Consider the following 23,023-nt stretch of genomic DNA (forward strand, 5'->3'; position numbering starts at 1 on the left):
ATGGAATTTTGTCAAAGAGAAAATATCGGCTTTGAATATATAAAAAGCAAAATGTTGCCTGCAACTCCTTTCGGAACGGAGCTTATAAAAAATATAACTCCGTTTGGAAGGGGCGAAAAGGATTTACTGAATGAAGAACTTGAAAATTTGAATGAACTGTATCAAAAATATGATACTGTCAAATCAGATGTTAATGCCATAAGAAGAATTTTTATGCAAATAAAAGATGTGAGGGGCTCCGTTAAATTCGGAAGAGAAAATACATTGTCTGACATAGAGCTCTTTGAGATAAAAACACTTTTGATGCATATGGAAAAACTTAAACCTCTTATTGAAAGAGTCTCAGGCGAAATAGGATTAACAGGTTTTAATATAGAGTCTGTAAGTGAGGCTGTGGACATACTTGATCCGGATAAAAGAAGAATACCTACATTTGCAATATATGACGACTATTCAGATGAACTGAAAGAAATCAGAAGAAAAAAACATGAGATAGAAATCAAAATGCAGGAGAGTGATACAGCTTTTGAAGAGCTTAAGGATAAAAGACTTGCAGCAACTGTGGAAGAAGAAAGAGAAGAAAGAAAGATAAGGGAAGACCTTTCTGTAAAACTGCGACCCTATTTTGACAGAGCATTAAAAAATATAGATGTAATAGGCAGACTTGATTTACTTTTGGAAAAATACAGGGTGGCAAAGCTGTATCCTTCATGTTTACCGGAGATCACTGAAGATGTACTTGTATTGGAAGAAACAACAAATCCTTTTATCTGTGATATATTGGAAGAAAAAGGACTTAAATTTACACCTATAACCATAGATATGACAATAGGTACGACAGTGCTTACAGGTGCAAATATGGGCGGAAAGAGTGTTACATTAAAGACGGTAGCGCTTAATACATATCTTGCATTATGTGGATTCTTTGTATATGCAAATGTTGCAAGTATTCCTTTATTTGATGAAATAGTTATAATATCCGAAGAGTCACAGTCGGTAGATAAGGGATTATCAAGCTTCGGCGCACAGATAGTGGAGCTTAAAAATCTTTTGAATGAGATTGAAGGTAAATATATATTTGCAATATTGGATGAGTTTGCAAGAGGAACAAATCCTAAAGAAGGTGAGAGTATAGTGAGAGGGCTTGTAGCGCTTTTAAATAAAAAAAGAGCAATAAGTCTTTTGGTAACACATTTTGATCATGTTGCCGAGCTTTCGGGAAGCCATTACCAGGTAAGGGGATTACAGGGAGCTTCAGAAGATAAAATAGCCAAAGCGCTTCTTACAAAGTCAAGTGATGATGCAAAGATCACAGCAATTGCACAGTTTATGAACTACGGTATTTTTAAAGTAAAAAAGCAGGCACAGCCTCCAAAAGAGGCACTTATGATTTGCAGACTTTTAGGATTGCAGGAAGAACTTATGGATATTTTAAGGGAAATAAACTAGAAAGGCCGGATTATGCCACTTACTGTTAGAGACATTATTGAGAATAATTTCTTTCCGGGAACGGAACTTATAACCGGAAGGGAAAGTGCCGGAAATATAATCAGCTGGGTAAATGTTCAGGAAATTTTGGACTCTGTTGATATGGTTGGAAGCGGTGAACTTCTCATAACAACCGGATTTGATCTGGCTGATTATACAAGATACTTTAATTTGATAAAGAGACTGAAAGCCAAGGGAGTGGTCGGACTTATGGTACAGACCGGATATTATGTGGACAGTATACCGGTTTATATACTTGAGTCTGCCAGAAAATACAAATTTCCTGTACTTGAATTGCCGGCAAGTTTTTCCTTTTCAGAAGTTTTAAAGACATTGATAAGTGAGATAAACAGAGAGTCGGTACTCGGAAATCAAAGCTATCTGGACTATAATTATTTTTACCCGAAGCTGAAAAAGAAACTTAAAGAAAGTCTCCTTCGAGGCATCGGAAATGAAAATGAGATTGCAGTTTTGACGGTTTCGTCGGTAAATGTATATAATGAAGTAGGACCTGATATAAAGGAGGCCTTTGAAAATATAAATTCTTTGGTGGTATTCAGCTGTGATACATATATTTGTCATTTTGAAAAGGGAGTGCAAATGACATTTTGTATAGGTCTTGAGAGTATGACAAAGCTTAAGGATTTGTTGGCTGAAATACAGGTATTACTTATAAGACTCTCAAATAAGATAGGATTGAATCTATTTGCTACGGCAGATATGCTTACAGATAATAACAGTCCGGATATTGCAATGAAACATTGTATGGAGGCGCTTCAGACCTTGCACAGTGTCAGAGCTATACGAGGCACATGTCTGTATGATCATATGTCATTTCTTAAAAAGTTATATTCAATATACAGAACAAATACACTCTATTCAAAGGAAAATAAGGTATTAAGGCTGCTGCTTGATAAAGACAGAGAGTCTGACAGTGATTATATAAAGACTATAAGATTTTACTTGGAGGAAAACGGTAATGTAACCAGAGCCGCAAAAAGACTTTTTATACACAGACATACCCTTATAAATAGAATGGACAGTATTAAAGATCTTACAGGTTTTAACTTTGATGATTACTATGAGAGACTGGATTTGTCCATGGCCTTGATTCTTAATGATTATTTTGATTGATATTTTTAAAATATAAAGATATAGATTGCATAAATAAATTGTATGTAATCTATATCTTTTTTAATATGAATATAGTTGATATTTTATAAAGAATTTACTTATAAAAATATGTCCCAAAAACAAATTATACCAAATAGACATTTTGTCCACTAACTTGTATTTTTTTATATACATTTAGTCAGTGATAAAAATATTAATTTTATTGTAATATATATACATAAAAAAGGATAAGAAGACTTATCTACGTGAGGAGGAAAATATAATATGGTTAAATCAACAATCAGACTTCGTATGAGCGCTCATGATGCACATTATGGCGGTGAATTGGTAGACGGAGCAAGAATGCTTGGTTTATTCGGAGATGTGGCAACTGAGCTTTTGATTATCAATGACGGTGATGAGGGACTTTTTAAAGCTTATGACAGTGTAGAGTTTTTGGCACCTGTTCATGCAGGAGATTTTATCGAAGCGACAGGTGAAATCGTTTCTGTGGGAAATACATCAAGAAAGATGGTATTTGAGGCAAGAAAGGTTATTACACCGAGAACAGATATCAATGATTCGGCATGTGATGTTTTGGAAGAGCCTGTAGTGGTATGCAGAGCAAGCGGAACCTGTGTGGTATTAAAAGACAGACAAAGAAACAATAAATAGAGAATATATTATGGATAAACTTATTATTACGGCATGTATATGCGGTGCAGAGGTTACAAAGGAACAAAACCCGAATGTGCCGTATACAGTGGAAGAGATTGTAAGAGAAGCAAAGTCGGCTTACGATGCCGGAGCCGCTATTATACATCTTCATGTAAGAGAGGATGACGGTACACCTACACAGAGCGCGGAAAGATTTAAAGAATGTATTGACGCTATAAAAAAAGAATTACCTGATGTTATCATTCAACCTTCAACAGGTGGAGCGGTGGGTATGAGCAATGAAGAGAGACTCGCACCTACTTTACTTCGTCCCGAGATGGCAACACTTGATTGCGGAACATGTAATTTCGGCGGAGACGATATTTTTGTAAACACCGAAAATACAATTATAGAATTTGCCAACAGAATGAACGAGCTTGGCATAAAACCCGAGGTTGAGGTATTTGACAAGGGAATGGTGGATATGGCTATTCGCCTCAATAAAAAAGGCATTATAAAATCACCTATGCATTTTGACTTTGTAATGGGTGTAAACGGCGGTATCTCAGGAACTGCAAGAGATTTAAACTTTATGGTGGAGAGTATACCTGCAGGATCCACATGGACAGCATCGGGAGTGGGAAGAGCGGAATTTCCTATGGTGACCATGGCGATACTTATGGGCGGTCATGCAAGAGTTGGATTTGAAGATAATGTATATCTAAGTAAAGGTGTTATGGCAAAGTCAAACGGTGAACTTGTAGAAAAGGTCGTAAGACTTGCAAAGGAACTTGGCAGAGAGATAGCAACACCGGCTGAAGCAAGAGAAATATTGGGTTTAAAATAATGGAGGACTTATGTTAAAGGGAAACAAGTACGGTATTCACAGAGTTATTGAACCACAGGGAGTTTTAACTCAGGCGGCAAAGAAGATAGACAATGATATGACAAAGAGATATTCAAATGAGATTATCTGTGATGTTATTTCATTAAATATCGACTCCGCATCATTTACACAGATCGAAGAAGCTTGCAATAAAGATGTTGAAAAAATCGGACAGATGATACTTGATATAGTAAATGAAAGAGGAAAAATGCAAAATCCTGTAACCGGTTCAGGCGGTATGTTTATAGGAACTGTAAGCTATATCGGTGAAGAGCTTGATACGGATATCAAGGTTGGAGACAAGATTGCATCTTTGGTATCACTTTCAATGACACCTTTAAAGATTGATAAGATAAAGGCTATCCATCCTGAAATCGACAGAGTGGATATCGAAGGACAGGCTGTATTATTTGAAAGCGCATTATATGCAAAACTTCCTGATGATCTTCCTGAGCCACTTGCACTTGCAGCTTTGGATGTAGCCGGAGCTCCTGCACAGACAGCAAAGCTTGTACAGTCGGGACAGAGTGTACTGGTACTCGGAGGAGCCGGAAAGAGCGGAATGCTTGTTTGCTATGAGGCAATGAAGAGAGTAGGACCTACAGGTAAGGTAGTTGCTATGGACTATAGCAAAGAAGGTGTGGAAGAGTTAAAGAAGATGGGACTTTGCCATGAAGCATTCCAGGCAAGTGCCGCACTTCCTGTGGAAGTACTTGATAAGGCTTTGGAGCTTAATGACGGAAGAGAATATGATGTTTCGATATGCTGCGTAAATGTAAATAACTGTGAGATGAGCGCAATCCTTCCTGTTCGTGACGGCGGATGTGTATACTTCTTCTCAATGGCTACAAGCTTTACAAAGGCTGCACTCGGAGCGGAGGGTGTAGGAAAAGATATTGATATGATCATAGGAAACGGATATACAAAGGGACATGACAAGATAACATTGCAGGAAATTCGTGAAAATCCGGCAATCAGAGAAGTTTTTGAGAAAAAATACGTGTAATTTACAGTAAGTAAGGGGAAATAAAGATGAGAAACAGTAGAGAAAACGGATTGTTCGTAGACGTTCCCGATAATGAGTGGAACGACTGGAAATGGCAACTTAGAAACAGAATAACAAATGTAGACAGTTTAAAAAAGTATGTAAAGCTTACCGAAAAAGAAGAAGAGGGTGTAAAGAGATGTCTGGAAAACCTTAGAATGGCTATCACACCATACTATCTTTCACTTATCGATCTTGAGGATGAAAACGACCCTGTAAGAAAGCAGGCGATACCTACAGTATCGGAGCTTCATATAGCTGAAGCGGATCTTGCGGATCCTTTACATGAGGATACGGATTCACCTGTACACGGTCTTACACACAGATATCCTGACAGAGTTTTATTCCTTGTAACAGACCAGTGCTCAATGTATTGCAGACATTGTACAAGAAGAAGATTTGCAGGACAAAACGATACAAGTGTACCTACATCACAGGTGGATGCATGCCTTGACTACATCAGAAGACATCCTGAGGTAAGAGATGTACTGCTTTCAGGCGGTGATGCACTGCTTATCAGCGATGAAAAGCTTGAATACATTATATCAGAGCTTAGAAAAATAGAGCATGTTGAGATAGTAAGAATAGGATCAAGAACACCTGTTGTTATGCCACAGAGAATTACACCTGAGCTTGTAAATATGCTTAAGAAATATCATCCGATCTGGCTCAATACACATTTCAATCATCCTAGCGAAATTACAAAAGAGTCGGCTGAGGCTTGTGCAAGACTTGCTGATGCAGGTATTCCTCTTGGAAACCAGACAGTACTTTTGGCAGGTGTAAATGACTGCGTACATATAATGACCGACCTCGTTCATGAGCTTGTAAAGATAAGAGTAAGACCTTACTACATTTATCAATGCGACCTTTCACAGGGACTTGAGCATTTCAGAACACCTGTATCAAAGGGTATCGAGATAATAGAAGGACTTAGAGGTCATACTTCTGGATATTGCGTTCCTACATTTGTAGTTGATGCACCGGGAGGTGGCGGAAAGACACCTGTTATGCCGAATTATGTTATTTCACAGAGCCCCGGAAAGGTTATACTCAGAAACTATGAGGGAGTTATCACAACATATACGGAGCCTGAGCATTATGAGAATCATTGCAATTGTGATATTTGCAGGGGAAAGAAAGAAAAGCATTTAGGAGGAGTGGCAGCTCTTGAACAGGGACTTGCCATGACAATTGAACCGGCTGATTTGGCCAGATTCAGAAGATCACATGATAAGAAATAGGAGATATACACATGAGTAAACTTGGACTTGATAAAAGTTTAATCTCTAAAGCCAGAAGCAGTGCTAAGAATGTTGCACTGGATGTCCAAGCCTTTATTGATGATCATACTACAGTAGCTGTAGAGAGAACGGTATGCAGACTTTTGGGGATTGACGGAGTAAACAGCGTGGAAGTACCGCTGCCAAATGTGGTGGTTGATCACCTTGTAGAAAATAAACTTCTTCCGATGGGTGCGGCATTTATGCTTGGAAACGCAATGCTTGAACTGTCACTTTCACCTCTTGAGATAGCACAGGGGATTGATAAGGGTGAGATAGATTTATCAAAACTTAAGATTCATTCATCTAAAGAGATAGAAGAAGCAATTGCACCTGTAGCAAAGGCTATGGTGGAAAGAATTCAAAAGAATGTTGACAAGAGAAATGAATATCTGGGTAAATTCGGAGATAAGGAAGGACCTTATATATATCTCATAGTTGCTACCGGAAATATATATGAGGATATAACACAGGCAGTGGCTGCAGCCAAGCAGGGAGCAGACATAATCGCCGTTATAAGAACTACAGGACAGAGCCTTCTTGACTATGTTCCATATGGTGCCACTACAGAAGGCTTCGGTGGAACATATGCGACACAGGAAAACTTCAGACTGATGAGAAAAGCTTTGGATGAGGTTGGAGAGAAAGAAAACAGATATATCAGACTTTGCAACTACTGTTCAGGACTTTGTATGCCTGAGATAGCCGCAATGGGTGCGATGGAAAGACTTGATGTAATGCTCAATGACGCACTCTACGGAATTCTTTTCAGAGACATAAATATGCAAAGAACTCTGGTTGACCAGTATTTCTCAAGAGTTATAAACGGATTTGCAGGTGTTATTATAAATACGGGTGAGGACAATTACCTTACTACTGCAGATGCTATAGAAGAGGCACATACAGTACTTGCATCACAGTTTTTAAATGAGCAGTTTGCTATAGAAGCAGGCCTTCCACCTGCACAACAGGGGCTTGGTCATGCTTTTGAGATATCACCGGATGTCGAAAACGGATTCTTATTTGAGTTGGCACAGGCACAGATGGCAAGAGAAATCTTCCCGAAGGCACCGCTAAAATACATGCCTCCTACAAAGTTTATGACAGGAAATATCTTCCGCGGTCATGTGCAGGATGCGCTCTTTAATATGGTAACCATACTAACAAGTCAAAAGATACATCTTCTGGGAATGATGACAGAGGCTATACATACACCTTTTATGTCTGACAGAGCGCTTGCTATAGAAAACGCACAGTATATCTTCAGAACAATGAAGAACTTTGGAGATGAGATAGAGTTTAAAGAGGACGGTATTATAAGAAACAGAGCAAATGAAGTTTTAAATAAGGCGGCAACACTGCTCTCGGAGATAGAAACAAACGGACTGTTTGCTACACTTGAAAAGGGAACTTTTGCGGATATAAAGAGACCTTTTAACGGAGGTAAGGGATTAGACGGAGTCGTTGTTAAAGATAATGTATACTTCAACCCATTCATTCCTCTTATGAAAAAGGAGGTGAAAGATGAGTAGCGGTTTATATAATCTTAATAAGGTTGAGTTTGATAAGACTCTGGACCTTACAAAGCTTAAAGCCTATGGAGATACCATGAATGACGGCAAGGTTCAGATCAGTTTCACACTTCCTGTCAAGAACGATGAGAGAGGTGAGGAAGCTGCAAGAATACTTGCAAAGAAGATGGGACTTTCAGATGTGAATATCGCACACAGAATGTCACTTGATGTAGAGTTTACATTTTACGTGGTTTATGGTAGTCTGGTACATAGTGTTGATTATACAAATATTCATGTACAAACTGTCGAAGAAGAAACTATGAGCATGGAGGAAGTTAATGAATTTATCAAAGAAAACTTCCACAGAAAAATAGTAGTGGTAGGAGCTTCTACCGGTACCGATGCTCATACTGTAGGTATAGATGCTATAATGAACAGAAAAGGATTTGCAGGACATTACGGACTTGAGAGATATGAGATGATTGAAGCTTATAACCTAGGTTCACAGGTAGCAAACGAAGAGTTCATAGAGAAGGCAAGAGAGCTGAAGGCAGATGTACTTTTGGTGTCACAGACAGTTACACAAAAAGATATTCATATAAAAAATCTTACAAATCTTGTGGAACTTTTGGAAGCTGATGAGCTTAGAGATAAATATGTGCTTATCTGCGGAGGTGCAAGAATCACACATGAGCTGGCTAAAGAGCTTGGTTATGATGCAGGATTTGGAACCGGTAAGTTTGCGGATGATGTAGCTACATTTGCAGTTACGGAGATGTTAAGAAGAGGCTTAGGTAAGTAAAGGAGATATTATGACAGGACTTATTCATGTATACGAAGGCGACGGTAAAGGAAAGACAACTGCAGCGGTAGGCTTGGCAGTGAGATGTGCAGGTAGTGGTAGAAAAGTCCTGTTTTCACAGTTTTTAAAAAGTGATACTTCAAGCGAACTTAAGGTACTAAGAAATATAGAAAACATTGAATTGTATACAAAAAAAAGCAATTTCGGTTTTACATTCAATATGACTGATGAAGAAAAGGTTCTTGCTAAAGAGTTTTTCACCAATCATTTAAAAGAAATTATTCATCTGGCTATCGATAAGCAGTTTGATATGGTAGTTATGGATGAGATAATAGATGCTTATAATCTTAATATGGTGGAGCATGATGTACTGACAGATTTTTTAAAATCCCGCCCGAAAAATCTGGAAGTGGTTATGACCGGAAGAAATCCTAAGGATGAGATAGTAGAACTTGCTGATTATCTGACACACTTTCAAAAGGTTAAGCATCCGTTTGACAAGGGTATAAGAGCCCGTGTCGGAATAGAAATGTAAAAGAGAGGAAAAGGTATGAATAGTGGTAATGACACTTATAATCCCGGATTTTTTAGAAATAAAAAATCATACTTGCTATGTTTAGCAATCTTAATTTTAGTTATGTGTCCGATGATAGTGTATGGAGCTGAAGCTGAAGCACCTAAGCCGGCACTGTATGCAACATTTTGGTCACTTGTACCACCACTTATAGCTATTGTACTTGCTCTTATCAGCAAGGAAGTATATAGCTCACTTGCAATCGGAGTTATCTTCGGTGGACTTTTGGCATCAGGATTTAACTTTGAAGGAACAATGAAGACCATTTTTGAAAAAGGATTTGTTTCGGTTTTATCCAGTGCTTACAATGTAGGTATTTTGATTTTCCTTGTTATTTTGGGAATGGTTGTTGCCCTTATGAATAAGACCGGCGGTTCGGATGCCTTCGGTAAATGGGCATCAAAGAGAATTAAGACCAGAGTAGGAGCTCAGCTTACATCAATCCTTCTCGGATGTCTTATCTTTATCGATGACTACTTCAACTGTCTTACAGTAGGTAGCGTTATGAGACCTGTTACAGATAAGCATCAGGTTTCAAGAGCAAAGCTCGCATATTTGATAGATGCTACAGCGGCTCCTGTATGTATCATTTCACCTATTTCATCTTGGGCTGCAGCAGTTACAGGATTCGTTGACGGTGAAGACGGATTTGCACTTTTTGTAAAGGCAATTCCTTTTAACTACTATGCACTTCTTACAATCGTAATGATGCTTGTTATTACACTTTGGAAGTTTGACTTCGGCCCTATGAAACTCCACGAAGAGAATGCAAAGAAGGGTGATCTCTTTACAACCGGAGAAGAGAAGTTTGAAGACCTTGACAGAGGAGAGCATAAAGACGGTAAGCTTATAGATATGCTTTTCCCTATAGTTTCATTGATTATTTGCTGCGTTATCGGAATGCTCTATACAGGTGGAATATTCAGCGGTGCAGGCATCGTTGAAGCTTTCTCAAACTGTGACGCTTCAGTAGGACTTTCAATGGGTAGCTTTGTAGCACTTATTATCACATTGGCATTCTATATAGCAAGAAGATCACTTAAGTTTACAGAATGTATGGATTGCTTACCTGCAGGATTTAAAGCAATGGTACCTGCAATTCTTATCCTTACATTTGCATGGTCATTAAAGTCTATCACAGATGTACTTGGAGCAAAGGAATTTGTTGCTACAATGATGGAGCACTCAGCTAACGGTATGCAATTACTCCTTCCGGCAATTATATTCGTAGTAGCGGTTTGTCTGGCTTTCTCAACAGGAACATCATGGGGAACATTCGGTATCCTTATACCTATAGTTGTTGCCGTATTTGCAGGAAAAGATTCACAGATGATGATCATTTCAATCTCAGCATGTATGGCAGGTGCTGTTTGCGGTGACCACTGCTCACCTATCTCAGATACTACTATCATGGCGAGTGCAGGAGCACAGTCAAATCATATCAACCATGTAAATACACAGTTACCATATGCAATGTTAGTTGCAGCGGTATCATTCGTAAGCTATATAATAGCGGCTTTTGTAAAGAATGTTGTTATATCACTTATAATAGCTGTAGCATTGATGGTTGGAGTACTCTTTATAATAAAGAAAGTTACATATAAAGAAGATTCAGTAAAAGCTGTTTAATTAATACGAAGGCACTCCCGACCGAGAGATTGGGAGTGTTTTTTAATTTTATATTAATATAAAGAGCATAATATTGACATAAAAAACATGCCTGTATATAATCGGCATATAAAGTTTGTTGAAAAGAAATATTATAAAATAGTCCTTTGTGTGAAAAATGTAGGTATGTGTAAGTAAGGACAAATAAAGACCCGAAGTATATAATTGTATTCTATAGTTTTATAAACTATTAGAAAATATATTTTTTAGCTGTATCACTTTCTTTTTCATAGATATCTCAGCGGTGACTTGTTTTAGTTACTAAGTGAGATATAGGTATGATAAGTAAGGAGGGTAGAGCTGAAAGGAGTACTTATGAAGAAACTATTTTTATTAACAGCTGCTTTTTCAGTGATTATGTGCTTTAATGCATTTGCTTTTACGTCAAGCAATCCTGATGTCACAATAAAGAGCGGAGATACGGGAAGGACTTACACTTGGACCTCACCACTTGGAACAGAGATAACCATGCCGGTTATTACAAAAGATGCTGTTCTAAGTATAAATAAAGGTGATTCACAGTATATGGAGACATATTTCTATGATCCTTCAGGTGCAATTAATAAAGAAAATAATGTTATTATGTTTGGCTACAAAAACTCGGCTTTTGCAGCTCCTACATTGGCTCTGGAAAAAGCAACAGAGTATTCACCACTTACAATAAATGGTTATAATGTTGGTAAACCGGTCTTAGAGAGAAGTACATATAAAGGATATACCGGACAGGATATTATAATCGCTTTTTACAAAATTACAGGTGATAATTCTATAAGTCCGGTTTACTTTACCGGAAACTATTTAAAAGAGGAAAATGCAAATAAAGTAGGCTACTTTTATGTAGATATGGGTTCATCTGCAAATACATCATCTCAGGGTTGGGAAAACACTGATAGAGGATGGAAGTATAAAGAGTCTAACGGAAGCTATGTAACTAATACATGGAAGCAGGTTGACGGCATATGGTATTTCTTTGACGGAGAGGGACATATTGCTACAAGCTGGAGACAAATAGACGGAACTTGGTACTTCTTTAATGCAAGCGGAGCAATGCTTACAGGTTGGGTACAGTCAGGAAATGACTGGTATTACATGAACCCTTCAGGTGCTATGGCTACAGGCTGGGTACAGTCAGGAAATGATTGGTACTATATGAGCCCGTCAGGAGCAATGCTAAGCAATACCACTACCGCAGACGGCTATAGACTTGATGCTTCAGGAAGATGGGTAAAATAATTCGATACTTTATATCGAGGTGAAATATAAAATTATCGGGAGCAGGGGAAGGAAAGCTTCTCCTGCTCTTTTAATATAATCGGGAGGATGCCTTTTAGGCGAAAGTTAAGAAGATGAAAAATGTAAAAAAAATGTTGCTTATCGGTGTATTGGCTACAGCAAGTATTATCGGAACCGGATGTGGTAAGTCTGACAAAAGTACAGGCAGTACTGCAACCGGTGAAACTACTGCAAAAGAAAGTAAGGTTGAAGAAACCAAACAAAAACCTGCCAAGAAAAAGGAGTTTGAATATGGTGTTACACTTGGAACTATAGGCGGAATGGACCTTATGGCAGACCGTGAGTTCCCAAAAGCTGGCTTTTTTCCGGCAGGTGGGATTACATTAGGGTTTGATGAAAATAAAGGTGAGCTTGCTTCCTGTTTTTATCAACGTGAATGTACTGATAAAACATCTGCAGAAGAAATATGGCATGTAGAATACAGTGAAGATCTGGAAAAAATACCAGGAATCTTAAAAGGGTTGAAGGGTATATGGGAGGATTTTTTAGAGGATGGAAGAATGTACAAAATGCATTCTGACCAACAGTATGAATTGATTGTAGATAATAGTGAAAAGGTTACCTACAACGGTATCGATTTTATAAAAGAGGAAGGGCATATAGATGTAACAAGAAAGGATCCTTCAAATACATATGCCCCAGAGTTGGTTAGATGTAAATATATAGCATATTACTACTTCAGTCCTGAAGGTGCCGGTTCAAATCCTGCCGATGATAACCAAGGCTACGGAATGGGAATGGCAGTATGGGGTTTAAGACCTGTAGATATGTCGGATGAAGCTGAAGCAAAGACTATGGAAGCAAACTATGAAAAGCTGAAAAAATCAACAACAGCTTCTATGGAGACATTGATAAGCTTAGATGACTACTGGAAGATTGATAAAAAAGCCTATTAAAATATTCCGGATAAATAGTCTTGAGTTAAGCAGTTTTATCTGACCACACTAAGGAGCAAACATACTTATGATTTTTATTGCGGCATATATAGCACTTCTAAGCATGATGAATGTATACAGGGCATATACATGTATACAGAATGCTATAGATCAGACTGCAAAGCAGGTGTCCGAATATGCTTATATTGCCAAGAAACTTGGAGTACATAGTACAAAATAAAAATATCCTGACAAATACAAGGCATTTTAGCTTTGTGGTTTTGTCAGGATATTTTTTTAGTAGCATTTGGAGTATTCTCATAAATTGATAGTTTATATTATAATTCAAAACTTTTCTTTTGAAATCTATATTATAGGATTTAATATAAATAAACAAATCAGTGGGTGATTGTAAATCAAAAGCAATATACTCAAAGTTTTCTCTCAAATCTCTGTAAGACTGTTTAGATAATTTTATTTAATATATCATAGACCATAATCTTTTCGAATGTCTGCAAAGACTTCATTCACATTTTTCGTTCTTCCGGCTTGCATATCCGCATATCCTTTTTCCAATTCATCATTGAAATGTGATTCTGCCTTCAAATTCTCATCATAACTCTTATCCGCATCAAGTCCGAAAGCTTTAAAAACTTTTCTTTTGAGTTCTATGTGATCAGGATTTTTCAAATCAGGCACATTCTTTTTATTGTATTTCTCCCAAAACGGAGAATTGGATTTTGCTTCGATACACTCTTTTAATTTATAAGTATCTATTACAAAACCGATGCCTTCTCTTCTGAGAGTCTGAGGACCTATGTTTAATTCCTTGATAAGCTTCAGATAATCGGACAGAGGAATTTCTTTATAGATAAGTCCATACTGTAGGTATGCAATATCGGGATCTGTAGCGCTTATACTTTCGCTGACTGAAATAAACATATCATTTTCTTCCGGCCTCAAAGGTAAATTTCCTAAAATAACGGCTTCACCATAGTAAAAAATATTATCCATAACAGCCTGTGGAGGCAAAGCATGGCACCTTGATAATTCTTCCAAATCAATATTTTTGGTATCACTTATGTTATGATAGACTTTGATTATTAAAGGCTTTCCCATAAGATGTGCTAAGCCGTAATTTTTATTTTTCTTGAAATTTTCATCCTTGTGCAGCTTGGCGACATCAAGTAAAATTCTGCCAAATCCCCACTCTCTTCTTGAGAGCTTAAAAGCAAAGAAATCACCTTCTTTGAATTTGCAATGTTTTCTTTTTGTGTTTTTAAATTCTTCTATTTCTTTTAAATCTTCTTCAGTAGTTTCCTCTATCCATTTATCCAGCCATTTTTTCAGATCATCAATTGTGATATTTTCACTTTTCGGAAAGCTTTCCGAATAGTAAGTCCTTTGCGTAGTATAGTTTGCAATAATAACCTGATCTGTAGAAAAGGTAAAATAAGTTCCAAATGGTGAAAAAGATTGAACTGCAGTATAATTAAACTTTTTAATTTTACCTCTTTTAGTTTTTGGAAGTATCATTGTACGGTTTTCTGCCGTCTTTTCATTTAGTTCAGATTCATGATAATAGTTTTCACTGACTGTTATCTCTTTTTTAATAGTATCACCTTCAAAATAGTGATAAATATTGTCATCAAACTTTACAAGTTCCCAGTGCTCTTCTACAGGATTAAGCCCCAGATATTTTCTTTGCTCATTAGTAAGTTCAAATATTAAATTCATCTTAACCTCCGTGTTTATATGTATTATAGCATATTAATGTACTGTACTAATCAGGTATTACATGTCAAAAATTATTAAGGTTTCCTTACGGAAGAGCATGCTTTTTTAGAAGTTAGCACCAAAATTTACAACATGTTTTTATATAGTATAGACAATAAATTAAGGTATGAGAAAAAAACATTCACAAAGATGGAAAAGCTATATTGACACCAAACTGTTAGGCCGATATAATCGTGTCATAAAGTTTTTTTGCAAATTGTAGTTATTACGTAGAATGGATTAGATATAATTGTATATTATGTTTAAAGGAGAGCAGTATGAACGATTTGGAACGAAAAGCTTTTTTATATCAAGCGAGAGAATACATATCTAAATATTTCGATTTAAGCAGGTTAAAGGACGAAGAGCTTTATTCAAAAATAGAAAAGCTGGTCAGTGAGCAATTGGGCGATGTCTATATTTCAATCAAAGAAAGAGTAAATTTAACAGATGAGCTTTATTCATCAATAAGAGGTCTGGGGCTTCTTGATATGATTATAAAGGATGATGATATCACAGAGGTTATGATAAACGGTACGGATGAAATCTTTATTGAGAGAAACGGAAAGATTGAAAAGTTGAAACAAAGTTTTGACAGCCAAAGAAAACTGGAGGATATAATACAACGTATTGTAGGAAGAGCCGGTAGAGAGGTAAATCAATCAAATCCTATTGTGGACACAAGGCTTCCGGACGGATCAAGAGTGAGCGTGGTTTTACCTCCGGTAGCATTAAAAGGACCTACTTTAACTATTCGTAAATTCTCAAAGACACCTATGACGGTGGAGCAACTCATAAAATATAAATCCATTACACCACAAATAGCCAAGGTTTTAGAAACATTGGTAAAAGCAAAATACAATATGTTTATAAGCGGAGGTACAGGAAGCGGTAAAACCACTTTTCTAAATGCCTTATCTAATTATATTCCGAAAACAGAAAGAGTCATCACAATAGAAGATTCTGCCGAACTTCAAATAGTCGGTATAGAAAATCTTGTAAAACTTGAGACGAGAAACTCCAACTCCTCAGGTAAGGGAATGATTACAATAAGGGATCTTATAAAGACATCTCTAAGAATGAGACCTGAAAGAATTATAGTCGGAGAGGTAAGAGGTGCTGAGACACTGGATATGTTACAGGCAATGAATACAGGACATGACGGTTCTCTTTCAACAGGACATGCCAATTCTACGAAAGATATGCTCAGTAGAATGGAGACTATGGTACTTATGGGTGCGGAAGGGCTGCCTCTGGAAGCTATTCGTCAGCAGATATCTTCTGCGGTAGATATAATTATACATCTTTCAAGACTTAGAGATCATAGCAGAAAGACTATGGAGATATCGGAAGTTATGGGATTAAAAGACGGTGAGATAGAACTAAATCCTCTGTATGTATTTGAGGAAAGTGAAGAAAGCACAATGGATAAGGTAGTAGGCGAGCTTAAGAGAACAAAGAATCCTTTAAAGAATACATTTAAACTTAAACTCATGGGATATAAAGGAGTTATTTGATGATAAAAAGAATACTAAAGAGTAAGTCGGATATTTATATAGAAAATCACGGTCTTATGGGAAATGCCGATGACTACCATATCTATCATATGAAGTGGATTGATTATATTATAGGTTTTTCATTGGGATTTGTACTGGGCTTTGTAGTAATTATGGTCTTCTTTCGAGTATTCAGTGTTTCTTTAATATCAGGAATTATCTGTGGAATCCCTGCTATACATTTTTTTAGAAAATACAGAAAAGAAAAAAGACAAAGAGATTTGCTTGTTGAATTTAGAGATCTGCTTGAGGCACTTACAACATCTTATTCATCAGGGAAGAATACCATGGAGGCATTTGCAGAAAGCTATCAAGACCTATTAAGTCTTTATGGAGAAAAATCAGATATTGTAAATGAAACCAGAATAATAATAGCCGGGATGACAAATAATATAATTATTGAGGATCTCTTAAAGGACTTTGCAAATAGATGCGGACTTGATGATGTGGCAAGCTTTGCGACCACCTTTGAGTCGGGGCTTAGACAGGGCGGAGATATTAAGCAGGTCGTATGGGACAGCAGAAAGATAATCAATGACAAGATAGAAATTGAGATGGAAATCAAGACCATTCTTACTGAAAAAGAAAATGAATTAAATATTATGATGGTAATGCCCATTGTAATAATGCTTGCACTTAGCGGAATGGGAACTATGTCTGCGGCGGCAAATACGGCTTTTACAGTAATGGTAAAGATATTTGCCATAGGATTGTTTGCAGGAGCCTATATGATGGGAAGAAGGATAGTGAATATAAGGATGTAAAAATATGATAGTAATGATATTGGTAACAATATTTGCATTGTTTGTACTCTACTTACATTTCAGATTCAGTAAAAAATTTGTGGATATATTATCGGGAATACCGGATGGAGAGTACCCGATGTCTGACATATATTATATCGGATTTGGACTTATGGAGCTGATACATTTTGATATGAACAGTAAAAATGCCAAAGGAAAGATAAAGCTTATTTCAGAAATATATGGAAAACAATACGGACCGTATTATTTTTATATACTGCGAGGCGGACAGATTACATTCGGAATAGTGCTTACACTACTTATGTTTATGATAACGGGAATAAGCGGTAATTTTAAACTGGTAATAGCCGGAGTTGCGGTAAGCGCAATGATGATATGGTATTTGGATGAATTGTTAAATGACAAGATAAACTCAAGAAGGGATGAGCTTTTAAAAGATTATCCGGGAATGCTCTCAAAGCTTACTTTGCTTGTAAATGCAGGTGTACCTATACGAGAGGCATGGACAAAGGTGGCAGCCACAAATGAAGGTATTCTATATCAGGAAATGCGAAACACCGCCTTGGAACTTAGTAACGGAATTCAGGAGGTGGAAGCTTATAAGACTTTTGGAGAAAGATGCTCTATAAAGTCTCTTAGGAAGTTTTCGACAATGATGATACAGAACCTGCAAAAAGGAAGTGGTGAAGTAGTTGTTTTTCTTAGAGATATGAGCAATGAAGCTTGGGAAGAGAAAAAACATGAAGTAAAAAGAAGGGGTGAAAAGGCAAGCAGTAAGTTGATAATGCCCATAGGACTTATATTTTTGGGAGTACTTATTTTGATAATGGTGCCTATGTTTGCCGGTCTCAGATTTTGATGTTTGAGCTGAAAGTCGACTAAAGCTTTTACATAACTAAAACTTTCAAAGAGAGGAGAAACAAGATGGAAAAAATGTTTGAACTTATTGATCTGTTTTTTATTACACAGACAATGAAACTTACCGGAGCTATTGAGGCTTTTAAGAAAGAAGAGCGTGGAGCATCTGATATGGTTGCGGTTATGGTACTTATAGTTATCATAATAGCACTTGCAACTTTGTTTCATGACAGACTTAGGGAAATAGTTGGCCAAATACTGGATAGCCTCAGCGGTTTCGTTAGTACTAACAGCACACCATAAAATATTTAGCCAAGGAGGAGATATGCGAGGTGAAAACAATCGCGGTACTTTGATGGTAGAAGCGGCAATAATATATCCGTTATTCATATTTACTATAATTGCAATGCTTATCTTGGGGCTTTTAAAGCTTGAGCAGACTCTGGTACAGTTTGCAGGTACAAAGATTGCCTCGCAAGCTGCAAGAGACGGAGCATATCCCGGATATGAAAAATATCTTGCACCGATAAGCAATGGTATAGATATAGATGTAATGAGTTTTCCGGGTACGGACGGTGTTGACAGTTATTATAAAGAGAGAGAACTTTACGCAGGTTTTTTCAGAAGTAAGGATGAAATAGGAAACGGTTTTGAAGAAAAACTGAATACGCTTTTATATAAATATACCATGGTTAGCGGTTTGAGTGTAGATTCCGATATAGAGTTCACCGGGATAATAACACCTACAGTAAAAGTCAATATCAAGTACGGCATCAAATTGCCTAAAGGATTGGGTAAAGCACTTAAAAGTGTAGGTGTTCCGGAAAATATTGAGCTTAAGGAATCAAGCTATGCATTCTCCTCCAATGCAACAGAATTTGTCAGAGACATCGACCTGGGTGCAGATCTTATTGATTTCCTTTTAGAGAGATTTAACTTGAAGGAAAGGGTCGATGTCTATGTAAATAAATTAAAGACATTAAGAGATAAACTGGGTGGAACAGGCAGGTGACAATATGAAAATCTTTTATAACAAACATGGTTCACTGACCATATTTATGTCACTTATCTTAACAGTGGTTATAATATTTACCACTGTTTTGGTTGATGGCGGCAGAATAATACTTGCCGGAAATATAGTATCGGGTGCGGGAGATATGGCACTCAATGCCGGATTGACTTATTATAATTCGGTTCTTCAGGATACATATGGGCTATTTGCCATTTCAAAAGATATGAATGAATTAAGGAAAAATCTTGAAGTGTATTTTGATGCTACATTAAAAAGCAACGGACTGCATGATCAAGGCCTGGTAAAAGAGCTTGTTGATATTGCATTATCAGGAAGCGGTGGAAACGAAATTTCAGATATTATGCAAATGAAGCTGACTGACAAAAGTTTTGAGGTAAGTCAGGCGGCAGGAGCAAATCTTTCCAATGCAAATGTGCTTAGGGCACAGGTGCTTGATTATATGAAGTTTAGAGCACCGGCAGTGATAGGGTATGGATTTTTGGAGAAGATGAATATCTTAAAATCTTTACCTGATCAGCAAAAGGTATTGGAAAACAAAAGAGATTACGAAAAAAAGCTAAAGGACATTCAAGATCTTTGCTTAAGGATATATGCTCTTTCAAGAGAGTATGAGGATTATTTGATAAATCCGACCGGTAATTTTAAAACTCCAAAGGAGATAAAGGATGATATTTATGTCTTAGGAGACAATAATTTTCAATATGCTACAAGAGATGCACTGGCATATGTACAGGTGGAAAAGCTGTCAAAACTTGAGCAGGATAAATATTGGCGTAACAGTAACAATGATGCACAAGGTGGTGATATTCATTATTCAATGGAAAATTTTGAAAATGATATAAGTGAATTGAAAACAGACTTTCATATGGTTACAAGTTCTTTGTCATATGGAGATTGGATGTCAACGCCAAGAGGGAATGCCACTTTAGATTACAATAGATTCGGCAATTATGTGAATTATTATAATCGATATAAGACTGAGGTATATGAATTTCAAACTGTAGTTAAAAGGTTTAATCTTGCACAGGAGCATTATGAAAGTGAGAAAATAAGAATAAATGGTGAAATTGCAAGTTATATAAGTAAAAGTGATGAAGAGAATGACTACAACTCAGAAATTACAAGATTAGAAAATGAATTAAGTGAGTTGGAAGATGATTGGAAAAATATCAAGGAATGGTATGATAAAAAGTTTGTAGGTGATTGGGCACAAACAGGCGTAAATGAAGTTGTACCTGACAATTACGGGAGTTCGGAACTCTCAAGCGCACCTCTCGGTCCAAACTATAATGTAAACAATTTGAGAGATAAGTACATGAATGATCTTAGGAATGATATTAAACTTCTTGCTACACCTCAAATGAGGACTGCAAGAGAGTACTATCTGTGGTTTACAGGGCTTAAGGAGAAAGCTGAAGGTGTTCGAGGTGAGCTGTTAAAACTTAAAACATCGGCTAAGGAACTGAAAGATATAGCCAATAACTGGGATATCAATATCGGCAATATGGCGGAGTCAGGTGTAAAAAATGATATGCGTCAGGACTATAATACCAAGACAAAGGCTGTTATTGAAGGTTATGTCACTGAAATGACAAAAATATTTGATAGATCTATAGATTATTCAAATAAGGTTATAGCAAATCTTGAAAAATATGAATATGCGGGAATACATCCGGCTATTTCAGATGATACGGATGACGGTTGGGTGAACAGCATAATATCATATGTATCCGGATTGACAAATACGGATACATTAACTACAAACAGTGAAATTGAGTCAAAGCAGGAAGCATTACATACATTGGGAGCTTATATTCCTACAGAAGACAGCAGACTTGTATTCCTGGATTTTGAGAACAGTATCCCTTCCAAGATACAAAAGGTGGTTGAAACTACCGAAGAGGAAAAGGGATATAAAGTAGTTGATTCGGAATTTGGATACATAAATCCAAGACTGCGAAACTATATTGGAGTAGAGTGCTATGATATGGATTCAGTAACTTCCGGTATGACAGATACAGACGGAAAGTACTATGTAGATCCGCTTTTTGCATTTCTTGAAAGAAACAGTGTTGCGACAAAAACTGAAGGTGATTCGGAGCAGAAAAACAAGAGAGATGAGATGATTAACGGCTCACATGTTGATAATACTCCGGAACCTGTGCAAATAAGTCCGGTAAGAATAGCTGATGTAATGAATATAGGTGCTCAGGCGGCACAGATAATGAATTCAAATACAATGGAAACACTTCAAAGTGGCGGTGATAAGAAATTGGCTGACAATGCTTTGAAGGCCTCAAAAGAAGCTGTTTCGGGATTTGACAGAATCGGAGACATACTGGTAGGCGGAAGAGACAAGCTATATCTAATGGCATATACCACCACAATGTTCAGCTGCTATACAACAAACAGGGAAGAGGGCGGTATCACAAATGAAAAGACTTTGTCGGGAGTGCCTTTCAGTGAAAAGAACAATGAAGCTTACAGAGCTGAGCAGGAGTATATACTTCTTGGTAATCCTAAATTGAATGAAAATGTGTCCGGTGTACAAACAAGAATATTCGGTATAAGACTTTTATTAAATTTAATATACGCGTATACAAGTGACAGTGCTTTAAGAAATGAGACCTTTGCAATGGCTACCGCTATAGCAGGCTGGACAGGATTTGGAGTTCCGATAGTTCAGAATGTATTATTGATTGCGGCGGCATTGACTGAAAGTGCGTTGGATATCAATGACTTGGTGTCGGGAAAGTCGGTACCGCTTTATAAAAATCCGAATGTATGGAGATCAAGATTCAGCGGTATGGCTCAAGCTGTTGCACAGACTGCTGCAAGTCAGCTGTATAAGAAGATGAATGAGTATACGGATGATATGAAAGAGGATTTTAATGATACTTTGGATATATATGTGACAGATATGGTTGACACATCTACTGAAACGATTATTACATCCATTCAAACTCCAATACAGGAAAAAATAGTATGGTGTATAGCTCAAGTTGGAGATGCAAGAGACGGATTGGAAGACAGACTTAGAGCAGCAATCAAAGAGACCTTTGATCAAATGCAGGCCGATATAGAAGCTGAGGTAGATACGGGAGGCTTGGTAGCTAAGGCTAAGCTTGAGGCATTTAAGGCTATAAATACCGGTGAAAATCAAGATAAGCTTGTTGGTTATACCATGTCAGCTATAGGTATTACAAAGGAAAATATTAATGAAGTAACGGAAACTGTAAATAATAATATTAAAAATTTTTTTGATGATAAAAGATTATTATTAAACGAGAGAATACATTCAATAATAGATAAAAGTCAACTTCAAGAGAAGTTGAAATCAAGTGTAGGAAGTGCGCTGGATGCCGCAAACAGTAATGCTCAGGAAGCAATAAATAATAAGATAAACGAGTTTAATAAAGAGTTTGAAGGTGCAGGTGGAGATGCTCTTAGTATAGGAGAAGGAAAGGATAAACTTGAACTTAACGGTTTTGATAAGACGAAGGCAAGCACTTTTAACATGAGCTATAAAGATTATCTTATGGTTTTTTTGGCTATACAGTATTTATTGGATGAGCAGAGTGTGATTTGTAGAATGGGGAATCTTATACAGACTAATGCAAGTAAGGAGGGATCACTCTACTATGCAGGAGAAGAATTTTCTATGCAGGAAGCTACGGTATTGTTGCAGGTAGAGGCTAAGACTCAGATAAAACCTGTATTTATACATTTGGATGCTTTTAATTTAAAAAACGAAAAATTCAATTTAAAAGGGGAATTTGGATACCCTATAGATTATAAAGGTGTATTGGGATATTAAAAGGAGGTTGGCCACAGGCCA

Annotated in this window: 20 protein-coding genes; 19 read left to right on the plus strand and 1 reads right to left on the minus strand. The window is 37.0% G+C overall.

Annotated elements, in window-relative coordinates; all coding sequences use genetic code 11:
• The 13 genes from kamC to SBH76_RS08690 all read left to right on the plus strand — a co-directional run bounded on the left by kamC (position 1) and on the right by SBH76_RS08690 (position 13,439).
• Positions 1-1,449 (plus strand): lysine 5,6-aminomutase reactivase ATPase KamC, encoded by a 1,449-nt coding sequence (kamC, locus tag SBH76_RS08630; protein WP_317977488.1) that lies wholly within the window; start codon positions 1-3, stop codon positions 1,447-1,449.
• Between the two features lie 12 nt (positions 1,450-1,461).
• Positions 1,462-2,622, plus strand: coding sequence for a PucR family transcriptional regulator (locus tag SBH76_RS08635; protein WP_317977489.1), 1,161 nt, complete (start codon positions 1,462-1,464; stop codon positions 2,620-2,622).
• Between the two features lie 264 nt (positions 2,623-2,886).
• Positions 2,887-3,276, plus strand: a complete 390-nt coding sequence (kal, locus tag SBH76_RS08640) for a 3-aminobutyryl-CoA ammonia lyase (protein ID WP_007593276.1) — start codon at positions 2,887-2,889, stop codon at positions 3,274-3,276.
• A 10-nt stretch (positions 3,277-3,286) separates the two neighbouring features.
• Positions 3,287-4,105: a 3-keto-5-aminohexanoate cleavage enzyme gene (gene kce / locus SBH76_RS08645; RefSeq protein ID WP_009663037.1), complete on the plus strand. Its 819-nt coding sequence runs from the start codon at positions 3,287-3,289 to the stop codon at positions 4,103-4,105.
• A gap of 10 nt (positions 4,106-4,115) precedes the next feature.
• Positions 4,116-5,150 (plus strand): L-erythro-3,5-diaminohexanoate dehydrogenase, encoded by a 1,035-nt coding sequence (gene kdd, locus SBH76_RS08650; protein WP_317977490.1) that lies wholly within the window; start codon positions 4,116-4,118, stop codon positions 5,148-5,150.
• Positions 5,151-5,176: 26 nt separating this feature from the next.
• Complete coding sequence (gene kamA, locus SBH76_RS08655; RefSeq protein WP_317977491.1) at positions 5,177-6,433, plus strand: lysine 2,3-aminomutase; 1,257 nt, start codon at positions 5,177-5,179, stop codon at positions 6,431-6,433.
• A gap of 11 nt (positions 6,434-6,444) precedes the next feature.
• Positions 6,445-8,004 carry a lysine 5,6-aminomutase subunit alpha gene (gene kamD, locus SBH76_RS08660; protein ID WP_317977492.1) on the plus strand — a complete coding sequence of 520 codons (1,560 nt, stop codon included), beginning with the start codon at positions 6,445-6,447 and terminating at the stop codon, positions 8,002-8,004.
• On the plus strand, positions 7,997-8,788 hold the full coding sequence (kamE, locus tag SBH76_RS08665; RefSeq protein ID WP_128674668.1) for a lysine 5,6-aminomutase subunit beta: 792 nt from the start codon (positions 7,997-7,999) through the stop codon (positions 8,786-8,788). Before kamD ends, kamE begins: the two co-directional genes overlap by 8 nt.
• A 10-nt stretch (positions 8,789-8,798) precedes the next feature.
• The gene (locus tag SBH76_RS08670) at positions 8,799-9,323 is read left to right on the plus strand and encodes a cob(I)yrinic acid a,c-diamide adenosyltransferase (RefSeq protein ID WP_317977493.1); all 525 of its coding nucleotides are present in this window, start codon (positions 8,799-8,801) and stop codon (positions 9,321-9,323) included.
• Between the two features lie 15 nt (positions 9,324-9,338).
• A complete protein-coding gene (locus SBH76_RS08675; protein ID WP_317977494.1) occupies positions 9,339-10,991 on the plus strand; it encodes a Na+/H+ antiporter NhaC family protein in 1,653 nt (550 codons plus the stop codon).
• A gap of 354 nt (positions 10,992-11,345) precedes the next feature.
• On the plus strand, positions 11,346-12,263 hold the full coding sequence (locus SBH76_RS08680; RefSeq protein ID WP_317977495.1) for a cell wall-binding repeat-containing protein: 918 nt from the start codon (positions 11,346-11,348) through the stop codon (positions 12,261-12,263).
• 113 nt (positions 12,264-12,376) lie between these two features.
• On the plus strand, positions 12,377-13,219 hold the full coding sequence (locus SBH76_RS08685; protein WP_317977496.1) for a hypothetical protein: 843 nt from the start codon (positions 12,377-12,379) through the stop codon (positions 13,217-13,219).
• Positions 13,220-13,286: 67 nt separating this feature from the next.
• Positions 13,287-13,439 carry a hypothetical protein gene (locus SBH76_RS08690; RefSeq protein WP_317977497.1) on the plus strand — a complete coding sequence of 51 codons (153 nt, stop codon included), beginning with the start codon at positions 13,287-13,289 and terminating at the stop codon, positions 13,437-13,439.
• 245 nt (positions 13,440-13,684) lie between these two features.
• Here the strand turns inward: SBH76_RS08690 and SBH76_RS08695 are convergent, their stop codons facing one another.
• Positions 13,685-14,935, minus strand: a complete 1,251-nt coding sequence (locus SBH76_RS08695; RefSeq protein ID WP_317977498.1) for an immunity 26/phosphotriesterase HocA family protein — start codon at positions 14,933-14,935, stop codon at positions 13,685-13,687.
• 317 nt (positions 14,936-15,252) lie between these two features.
• Between SBH76_RS08695 and SBH76_RS08700 the strand changes: the two genes are divergently transcribed.
• The 6 genes from SBH76_RS08700 to SBH76_RS08725 all read left to right on the plus strand — a co-directional run bounded on the left by SBH76_RS08700 (position 15,253) and on the right by SBH76_RS08725 (position 23,002).
• Positions 15,253-16,491 carry a TadA family conjugal transfer-associated ATPase gene (locus SBH76_RS08700; RefSeq protein WP_317977499.1) on the plus strand — a complete coding sequence of 413 codons (1,239 nt, stop codon included), beginning with the start codon at positions 15,253-15,255 and terminating at the stop codon, positions 16,489-16,491.
• Positions 16,491-17,294, plus strand: a complete 804-nt coding sequence (locus SBH76_RS08705; protein WP_317977500.1) for a type II secretion system F family protein — start codon at positions 16,491-16,493, stop codon at positions 17,292-17,294. Before SBH76_RS08700 ends, SBH76_RS08705 begins: the two co-directional genes overlap by 1 nt.
• Positions 17,295-17,298: 4 nt before the next feature.
• On the plus strand, positions 17,299-18,153 hold the full coding sequence (locus tag SBH76_RS08710) for a type II secretion system F family protein (RefSeq protein ID WP_314096598.1): 855 nt from the start codon (positions 17,299-17,301) through the stop codon (positions 18,151-18,153).
• A gap of 65 nt (positions 18,154-18,218) precedes the next feature.
• Entirely contained in the window at positions 18,219-18,455 is a 237-nt protein-coding gene (locus tag SBH76_RS08715) for a Flp1 family type IVb pilin (protein ID WP_317977501.1), read from the plus strand.
• Between the two features lie 22 nt (positions 18,456-18,477).
• Positions 18,478-19,164 carry a TadE/TadG family type IV pilus assembly protein gene (locus SBH76_RS08720; RefSeq protein ID WP_317977502.1) on the plus strand — a complete coding sequence of 229 codons (687 nt, stop codon included), beginning with the start codon at positions 18,478-18,480 and terminating at the stop codon, positions 19,162-19,164.
• Positions 19,165-19,168: 4 nt separating this feature from the next.
• Positions 19,169-23,002 carry a DUF5702 domain-containing protein gene (locus tag SBH76_RS08725; RefSeq protein WP_317977503.1) on the plus strand — a complete coding sequence of 1,278 codons (3,834 nt, stop codon included), beginning with the start codon at positions 19,169-19,171 and terminating at the stop codon, positions 23,000-23,002.
• The last annotated feature ends 21 nt before the right edge of the window (positions 23,003-23,023 follow it).

The organism is Lachnoanaerobaculum sanguinis (assembly GCF_033242365.1).
GTDB classification, from domain to species: Bacteria; Bacillota; Clostridia; order Lachnospirales; family Lachnospiraceae; genus Lachnoanaerobaculum; species Lachnoanaerobaculum sanguinis.